The 7,921-nt window shown below is 73.3% G+C and carries 8 protein-coding genes; 2 read left to right on the top strand and 6 right to left on the bottom strand.

Translation table 11 applies throughout. The features are described from left to right. Nucleotides 1-32 precede the first annotated feature (32 nt). The 3 genes from ACIA8O_RS33625 to ACIA8O_RS33635 form a co-directional block, all read right to left on the bottom strand. A complete protein-coding gene (locus ACIA8O_RS33625) occupies nucleotides 33-1,421 on the bottom strand; it encodes a WXG100 family type VII secretion target (RefSeq protein WP_396297804.1) in 1,389 nt (462 codons plus the stop codon). 45 nt (nucleotides 1,422-1,466) lie between these two features. Continuing rightward, complete coding sequence (locus tag ACIA8O_RS33630) at nucleotides 1,467-1,934, bottom strand: hypothetical protein (RefSeq protein WP_396297805.1); 468 nt, start codon at nucleotides 1,932-1,934, stop codon at nucleotides 1,467-1,469. A gap of 150 nt (nucleotides 1,935-2,084) precedes the next feature. Further along, on the bottom strand, nucleotides 2,085-2,804 hold the full coding sequence (locus tag ACIA8O_RS33635) for an endonuclease V (protein WP_396297806.1): 720 nt from the start codon (nucleotides 2,802-2,804) through the stop codon (nucleotides 2,085-2,087). 214 nt (nucleotides 2,805-3,018) lie between these two features. On the opposite strand from ACIA8O_RS33635, the gene ACIA8O_RS33640 reads away from it, so the two are divergent. Next, nucleotides 3,019-3,264, top strand: coding sequence for a hypothetical protein (locus tag ACIA8O_RS33640; RefSeq protein ID WP_396297807.1), 246 nt, complete (start codon nucleotides 3,019-3,021; stop codon nucleotides 3,262-3,264). A gap of 71 nt (nucleotides 3,265-3,335) precedes the next feature. Here the strand turns inward: ACIA8O_RS33640 and ACIA8O_RS33645 are convergent, their stop codons facing one another. Both ACIA8O_RS33645 and ACIA8O_RS33650 read right to left on the bottom strand, forming a co-directional pair. Beyond that, nucleotides 3,336-4,079 (bottom strand): RDD family protein, encoded by a 744-nt coding sequence (locus ACIA8O_RS33645; protein WP_396297808.1) that lies wholly within the window; start codon nucleotides 4,077-4,079, stop codon nucleotides 3,336-3,338. A 70-nt stretch (nucleotides 4,080-4,149) separates the two neighbouring features. Next, nucleotides 4,150-5,400, bottom strand: a complete 1,251-nt coding sequence (locus ACIA8O_RS33650) for an RDD family protein (protein ID WP_396297809.1) — start codon at nucleotides 5,398-5,400, stop codon at nucleotides 4,150-4,152. A gap of 227 nt (nucleotides 5,401-5,627) precedes the next feature. On the opposite strand from ACIA8O_RS33650, the gene ACIA8O_RS33655 reads away from it, so the two are divergent. Then, nucleotides 5,628-6,044, top strand: coding sequence for an SsgA family sporulation/cell division regulator (locus ACIA8O_RS33655; protein ID WP_396297810.1), 417 nt, complete (start codon nucleotides 5,628-5,630; stop codon nucleotides 6,042-6,044). 253 nt (nucleotides 6,045-6,297) lie between these two features. On the opposite strand, the gene ACIA8O_RS33660 is transcribed toward ACIA8O_RS33655, so the two are convergent. Then, complete coding sequence (locus ACIA8O_RS33660) at nucleotides 6,298-7,668, bottom strand: glycosyltransferase 87 family protein (RefSeq protein WP_396297811.1); 1,371 nt, start codon at nucleotides 7,666-7,668, stop codon at nucleotides 6,298-6,300. Nucleotides 7,669-7,921 lie beyond the last annotated feature (253 nt).

Here is a 7,921-nt window from a genome sequence, read left to right on the forward strand (position 1 = left end):
CCGAACAACGACACCCACCCCGTGGAACTCGGTCAGTCCACCACGTTGGGGTTGGACGGCTTGCCCGATGCCCAGGTCTCCTCGTCCTCGACGAGGTAGTCCGGACGCCTCTTCTCCTTCTGGTCCTTCTTCTTGCCTGCCTGGTTGGCACCGTGCGCAGCACCACCGACGCCCTGGCCCGCACCACCCTGACCAGCCTGGCCACGGCTCCTGCCAAGACCGGAGCCGCCTTCGGTGAAGGCTCCACGACCACCGCCCGCAGAACCCCCGAACGCGCCACCTCCAGCGCGTCCGGCAGCCCCGCCGGCACGGCCACCCTGCCCACCGCCGATGCCGCCGCCTGAGGCACCGCCGCTCTGCATGCCGCCCGCGCCGAACGCACCACTGGCACGACCGGCACCCTGCCCGAGGCCGCTACCCCCGCCCTTGGCGGCGTCACCGAAGAGACCACCGGTCTTGGCGGTACCACCGGACTGGCCGCCGCCGTTCCTGGAGCCGTTCAGCTGACCGCCACCAATGGCGCCGGTGACGCCCCCGGAGGACGAGCCACCGCTGCCCCCGGTCCCGTGTCCCGGGTTCGCGAGGCCGGTGGGGTTGGACACTCCGGTCTTCGGAGCAGTCGTCACACCGTCGAGACCGGTCCCCGGTCCGTAGGGAGTGGAGGACGGCGCCTTGGGCAGTGGGTTCGCCGTGCCACCCTTGATCCCTGGATCAGTCGGGCGAACCACCGCAGCCGCCTTGGGAGATGAGGGCGCCGAGGAGCCCGAGGGGCCACTCACACGGGACCTCACCGAAGTGCTGCCTCCGCCTTGTCCTCCGGCGAATCCCATCCCGCCGCCCATGATCATGGCAGCGACCGCAGCCGTACCCATCGAGTCGGACGCCACGACCTCCCTCATGTCCTCGAACCGCTTCGGCGGAGGCTTGAGGTAATCGGTCGCCGCCCGGTAACGGGTGGCCAGGAGGTTCATGACTGCAACGGCCTGGGCCTTCTTCTCGTCCGTGACGGCAGTCTTGGTGTCCTCGTCGTTATTGCCTGCCGCGGCTGACACCGTGTCGCCCACCGCATCCGACGCCTTCGACCAGAAGCTCGGCTCCTCGGGCATGGTGTTCTTCGCCTCGGCGATGGCGTTCGACATCAACTCGAGGGTCATGGCGGCATCGTTGGTGTAAGCGGCCACGTACTGGACATGGCTGGCCAGTTCAGTCATCTTCGCGTGGAAAGCATCACTCGTATCGCCCTCCCACGTCGTCGTGGCGTCACTGGTCGAGGTGACGAGCGAGGTGTGAATCTGCTTGAGCGTCGCCGTGGCCCGACGCCACGGGTCGGCAGCGGACATCACGCCGCCGGAGTCCATCGAGCTGACCATGCGGCGGAGGTCGCCGTGGCTGTAGTCGTTGAAGTTCGTGTGGTCATTCATGAGCTGGTGCCTCCTGTCCGCCGACGTTCAGTGCTTCGGTACCCGTCACCATGTCCCCTGCGGTGCTCCACCACCGGTTGGGTTCACGGTGGGAGTCGGCGCCTTCGGCGTCGGAACAGCGGCAGGGGGCCGCGCGGAGTTGTAGCCCACGGGGACTGCCGAGTTGCCGGACTCGACGGACCACCCATCGGAAGTGACCTTGAGGTGGCGCTTGGTCTCCGACTCCTGATCCTCGTAGTTGGCCGCGGTCAGGTCCGCCTTGCGCTGTGCCTCGTCGACGGCGTCCTGCAGCAGATTCAGGACGTCACGAAGACCGTCGCGGGTGCGCTCGTACTGCTCGCGCAGGGCGTTCGCCTCGGCGAAGGTGCCGAACGCGGTGCCCGCCACCCCGGTCTGGCCGTGGGTGCGGGTGCCGTCCGCTCGTGATTGGAACTCGTCCAGTAGGCCGCGCACTTGGGTAGCGAAGGCCCGCAGGCTGTCCACCTCTACGCGGTAGCCCTTGCCCGTACTCACGACTGTCCTCCCCCGTGGAGCCAGTGACCCTGTGTCAACTGTTTCGTGGGCGACGGGTCCGTGGTGGCCGCCCCCTCAACCCTCATGTCTAACACATGGCGTACCCGGCCCGGAGGGGGACGTGACGCCCTGTCGGGGATTGGGACGGAATCAGTACACGGGGCCGGAGAGGGCGGCGGAGAGGGCGCGGCGGCAGAGGGAGTCGGCGCGGCGGGTGGTTTCGGGGAGGCGGTAGGTGGGGGTGAGGCGGAGGACGGTGGCGAGGGCTTCGGGGAGGCCGATGCGGTGGCCGGTGGAGACGAAGACGGGTTTGACGTCGGGGCGGGTGCGGAGGGCGGCGCCGACCTGTTCACCGGTGGTGGGGTCGAGGAGGGGGGTGGTGGCGCCGCGGGTGGGGGCGGGTGGGGTGTGGGTGAAGGTGAAGGGGGTCTTGGCGACGCCGAGGGTGGGGAGGTCGGTGAGGAGGCCGAGGTGGGTGGCGAGGCCGAGGCGGCGGGGGTGGGCGAGGCCGTAGCCGTCGCAGACCACGAGGTCGGGGCGGGTGCGGAGGGCGGCCAGGGCGGTGAGGACGGTGGGGAGTTCGCGGAAGGCGAGCAGGCCGGGGACGTAGGGGAAGGAGATCCGGCCGGTGGCGGTGGTCTCCTCGACCACGGTGAGGGTGGGGAGGGAGAGCAGGACGGCGGCGGCGACGACCAGGTCGCGTTCGTCGTCGTAGGCGACGTCCACGCCGGCGACCAGGGCGTCGGGGGCCGGTTCGGGGCCGGTGGGGTCGGTCAGGGGGCGTAGGCGCAGCTGTTCCGCGACGGCCTCCTGCTCGGTGCGCGGCCAGCCCTCGGGGGTGGTGGACGGGTGGGACGAGGACGGTGGCACGGGCACGGTTCCCCCGGGGTGTTCGAGCGGGTCGGGTGCCACCGTATCGATCCGACGGCGCACGGTGCGGGGAGGAGGAGCGGAGGAGAGGACGGGAAAGGTACTTGTCCGGGAACGGGGATGGGTAGACCTTGGGGAGGTAAGGCAAGGCTTCCCCCGCAGCGCTGCCACTCCGCCCCAGCAGCCCTCCCCCGTACGCGAAGGACGGTCCGTCATGTCTCGTCCCACCCTCGCCCATCTCAGCACCGGCGTCCTGACCGTGGTGGTCGCGGCCGCCGTCCTGCTCGCCGTCTCCGGGTCGAGGGGGGTGTTCGAGATCGCGGTGCTGGTCGGGTTCGCCGTCGCGCTCGGCACCCTGACGACCGCTCTGCTGGTGACCGGTGCCGACCGGCGGCGCCGGGTCGCGTCGGTCGGGGCCCGGCCGGCCGCCCCGGCCCGGGAGTACGCCGGACACCGCTGAACCGGCTCGGACGCACGGACGCCCCGTGCAGCGGTGCCGCTGCACGGGGCGTCCGTGCGTCCGAGGGTCCGTCAGACGGTGCTGACCACCACGGTCTTGGCCGCCTTGTCGTGGATGGCCTGGCGGTAGGGCTTGTCGAAGACGCCGAACAGGCCGTCGACCACCCACCACAGTTGGCCGCAGCAGATCAGGGCGGGCGCGGCGAAGGTGGCCGCCCGGCTCCAGGCCGCGGCGGCGGTCGGGGGGCTGCCGTCGACCAGCATCGCGACCCGGACCTTGGTCAGCTTCTTGCCGACGGTCTGGCCGTCCCGGCTGAGCATCACGCCGTCGTAGATCAGGAAAAGGACGTAGGTGACCCAGAGGGCGCTCAGCCAGCCGTTGCGCGAACCGAGGTCGGCGAACGGGGCGGCGATCACCACGGCCACCACCTGGACGATCAGGTAGTCGATCACCCGGGCGCCGATCCGCGCGCCCCAGCCACCGAGCGGCGGCATCCCGGGCACCGGGCCGGAGCCCACGTCGTACGGGCCGCCGTAGGGTGCCTGGCCGTACGGGGACTGCCCGTACGGGGCCTGGCCGTACCCGGGCGGCGGCGGGGGCGGCGCCGACCCGTAGGGCGAACCGTGGGCGCCGGGGGCGCCGTTGTACGGGCTGCCGCCGCCGTACGGGTCGGCCGAGGGCGGCGGCGGGGGCGGGCTGCCGTACGGGTCGGCCGGCGCACCGGACGGCGTACCGGACGGCGGGGGCTGCTTGTCGAAGGAGGGCCGGTCGCCCCCCTCCGGTTCGGATCCTGACGAGGGGTCATGGGTGCTCATGCCCCGAGTAGAACATCATGATTACTGCAGTGTTGGGATATTTGGTCCGTTTTGCCTACCTGGCGGGCGGTCAGGATCCGGAGCGGACCACCCGGGTGCCGGCCGCCCTGTCCTGCCAGGCCCGTCGGCCCTTCCGGTCGCGCACCGGAGCCAGCATGCCGAACACCGAGAGCAGGGCCGCCTGCCGCACCACCCAGCGCAGCACCGACCGGCCGAAGGACGGCGAGGCGCCGGGCCGGTCGGCGTCGACCACCTTGATCCCGGCCAGCCGCTTGCCGAAGGTCTGGCCGGTCCTGGCCACGGGGAGCACCTCGTAGAGCAGCCCCGCCAGCAGCACCAGGCCCAGCAGCACCCCGGCCCGGCCGAGTACGGTGCCATCGACCAGCCAGACCTGCACCTGGACACCGCTGTTGGCCTCGCTCGCACGGTGGGCGTCGTCGAGCTTCTCCGACAGGTGGACGGAGACCGAGCGGCCCATCGGCACCCCGGCCGCGACGGCCACCAGCACGAGCACCAGGCTGTCCACCAGACGGGCCGTCAGGCGACGCCCGAGGCCGGCCGGAACGGGCGCGGCAGGCTTGCGGGCGGCGGCCGGACTCCGGCGGCGCGCAGCGGCGGGGGCGGGAACGGGGGTGGACGTGACCGGCTTTCGCCGGGCTTCGGGGACGGCCGGCACCGCCTTCGGAGGGACGACTTCCTCGACCTCCGCCTCCGGGGCAGCGGCCTCCGACTCCGGCTCCGGATCGACAGGCGCAGGAGCGGGCGCGGGCACCGGCACGGGCTCCACGACGGTGGCGGGTACGGCCTGGACCGGGGCGCCCCAGGAGATCCGTTCGGCCGGCCGGGCCTGGGCCGCCTGCCACCCGGCCGCCATCGGAGCCGGGGCGGGTGCGGGCGCGGGGGCCTTCGGGGCGACGGCCTCGGCAGGGAACGGCGCCATGACGAAGGACGCCCCGCCCGTGGTCTCGTCGAAGTAGACGGGGCCGGTCTCGTCCGCCCGCGCGGGCACGGCACCCACCGCGAAGGCGTCGCCGAAGCCGGCCGAGGAGGAGGCGACGGGAGAGGGGAAGGGGACGACCGGTGGCGGCGGGGCGGCGGCGGCCAGGTTGGCCGGGCGCTGGGCGACGCCGCGGGGCGGTTCCAGGTGTTCTCCGGCCACCGGGGCCGGGCGGCTGGTGCCGGGCACCCAGGAGGCGCCGCCCCAGTAGCGGACGAAACCGGGGACGGAGGGGTCCGGGTAGTAGCCCGGCAGCGGGGCGGGAGCGGCTGCGGCGAGGGTCCCCGGTTCGCCCAGGTGAGTCGCGAAAGGGCGTTCCGTCATGGGGTCTTCTCTCCTGGCAGCACCGTGGGGCGACGCACCGTCACCAGCCGGTCGCGGTCGGACAGTCGTCGAGCAGTCACAAAGGGTAGTGCCTCGGCGCCGTCGAGGCGGGCAGTTGGCGAATCCGGGAACTTCCGCCGAATGCGTGTAAGACCTTCGCCGCGTCGCGCTCTCCTCCGGTGAAGGGGTTCGAGAGCGGACCCCGCGGACACCGAGAGGAACCCGTCATGGAGCGGTCCACGAGCGTGGTCGAGCACGAGCTCGAACTGAACCTGGTGCTCTCCCCCGAGCGCAGCGTCCCCGTCCCGGCCCGGCTGTCGTACGGCAGCCACGACCCGTACGCCGTCCACATCACCTTCCACCTGGACACCGGCACGCCGGTGACCTGGGTGTTCGCCCGGGACCTGCTGGTGGAGGGGACGTTCCGGCCGTGCGGGCAGGGCGACGTGCGGATCTGGCCGACCCGGTCCGGGCGGCGCAGCGTGCTCTGCATGGCGCTGAGCTCCCCGGCCGGGGACGCGCTGCTGGAGGCCCCGCTGCCGGCCGTCGCGGCCTGGCTGGAGCGGGCGCACCGGCTGGTGCCGCCGGGCGCGGAGATGGCGGCGCTGGACCTCGACCACTCGCTGGCGGAGCTGCTCGCGTGACGCGGCCGGGCGGCGGTCCGCCGCTCAGCGAAGGCGAAGGCGAACGCGAGGACAGCGGCGGGGACAGCGGCGGAGGCGGGAGTCGCAGTGAACGTGGGCGCGGTCCCGGTCGGACGGCGTGGGCCCGTACGGTCCGCGCCGGGGAGCACGCGGCCGGGCGTGGGGGCCGGCCGACGCTCCGTCAGCGCCGCGCAGCACCGGTACCGGCCGACAGTCGCCGCGGCACCCCCGCCCCGCGTGAGGGTGCGTCAGCTCAGCGCTGCGGTGCCCCGGCCCCGGCCGGTGCGCTGCGCTGGGTCGGCACGCTGACCAGCGGCGCCCCGGCGAACCGGCGCCGGGAGCGAACCCGGAGCGCGGCGGTCAGCAGGAAGCAGAGGCCGACCAGCGGGTAGACCGCCGCCGGGAGCTGGGCGATCGGCGAGAGGTGCAGGTCGAGGTCGCCCTTGTGCGGGACGAGCCACATGCCGAAGGAGACGAAGGCGAGCAGCGTGGCGGCGAAGATCGGCCGCCACCGCATCCGCCGGACCGTCTCCGGGCGGGAGTGCTCGTGCGCGGCCTCGGCGGCCAGCAGCACCAGCACCGGGACGCACCAGACCCAGTGGTGGGTCCAGCTGATCGGCGAGATCAGCACGGCCGTGACGGCGGCGCAGCAGACGCCCCAGGCCTCGGCCCGGGGAGCCCAGCGGGCGCTGCGGTAGGCCCAGGCCGCGGTGGCCAGACCCGCCACCGCGACCACGGCGCCGGCCAGGGTGGCCACGGTGCCCGGTTCGGCGGTGTGCAGGAGGCGGGCGACGGCGCCGCGCACGGACTGGTTGTCGACGATCTCGGTCTTGCCGACCCGGGAGGAGTCGTAGAGGTACTTGGTCCAGAAGCCCCAGCTGGCGTCCGGCAGCACCAGGGCGCCGAGCAGGAAGGTGCCGAGGAAGGTGAAGCCCGCCACGAAGGCGGCCCGGATCCGGCCGGTGATCAGCAGGTAGACCGCGAACAGGCCGGGGGTGAGCTTGATCCCGGCGGCGATGCCGATGGCGATCCCCTTGGAGCGCTTGCCGTCCGGGCGGGTGAGGTCCCAGAGGATCAGGCAGGCCAGGGCCAGGTTGATCTGGCCGTAGCGCAGGGTGGTGAAGACCGGCTCCAGCCAGACGCCGAGCCCGGCCACCAGCACCACGCCGACCGGGCGCAGCTCCCTGCGCGGCCAGCCGACCAGTTGGAAGGAGAGGTGGGCCAGCAGGCCGAGCAGTGCGACGTTCCCCAGGGTGATCGCCACCCGGAGGAACGGGACGCCGAACCAGGTGGTCGGCACGAAGAGCATCGCGGCGAACGGCGGGTAGGTGGCCGGCAGGTTCCACTCCGTCACCCGCAGGGCGTAGAGGTCGGTGCCGTTGGCCACCGCGGCGCCCTCGGCCCGGTAGACGATCATGTCCACCATCGAGGTGCCGACGAAGTGCCGCAGCACCGCGTAGACCAGCAGGGAGAACACCGCCACCACCGAGGCGGTCACCATGAGCCGCCTGGGTGCCTCCTGGACCGCCTCCCGGACGGCCTGCGGGGCGGCCCGGAGAGCACGGGCGGGGGACGGGGAAGGCGCCCGTTCCGGGGCCTTGCGCTGTTCCTGCGCCGTTGTCACGTTCCGCTCCGTCCGCCTGTCGACCGGCTTGCGACCTTACCCGACGCTCCGCGGGCCCGGCCCGGCGAGCGGACCGGCGGACGACCCGGCGAACGGTGCGGTGAACGACGTGGTGAACGGGCCGGGGGGGCGGGCCCCCCCCGGGGGGGGGGCCCCCCCCCCCGGGCCGGCCGCCCCCCCCCCCGGGGGCGGCGCGCCGGCCCCCGGGGAGTGAAGCCGCGGGGGGGGGGTGGTGGGGCAGGTGGCGGGGGCG

The sequence above is a fragment of the Kitasatospora sp. NPDC051853 genome (assembly GCF_044452665.1).
Taxonomy (GTDB): Bacteria; Actinomycetota; Actinomycetes; order Streptomycetales; family Streptomycetaceae; genus Kitasatospora.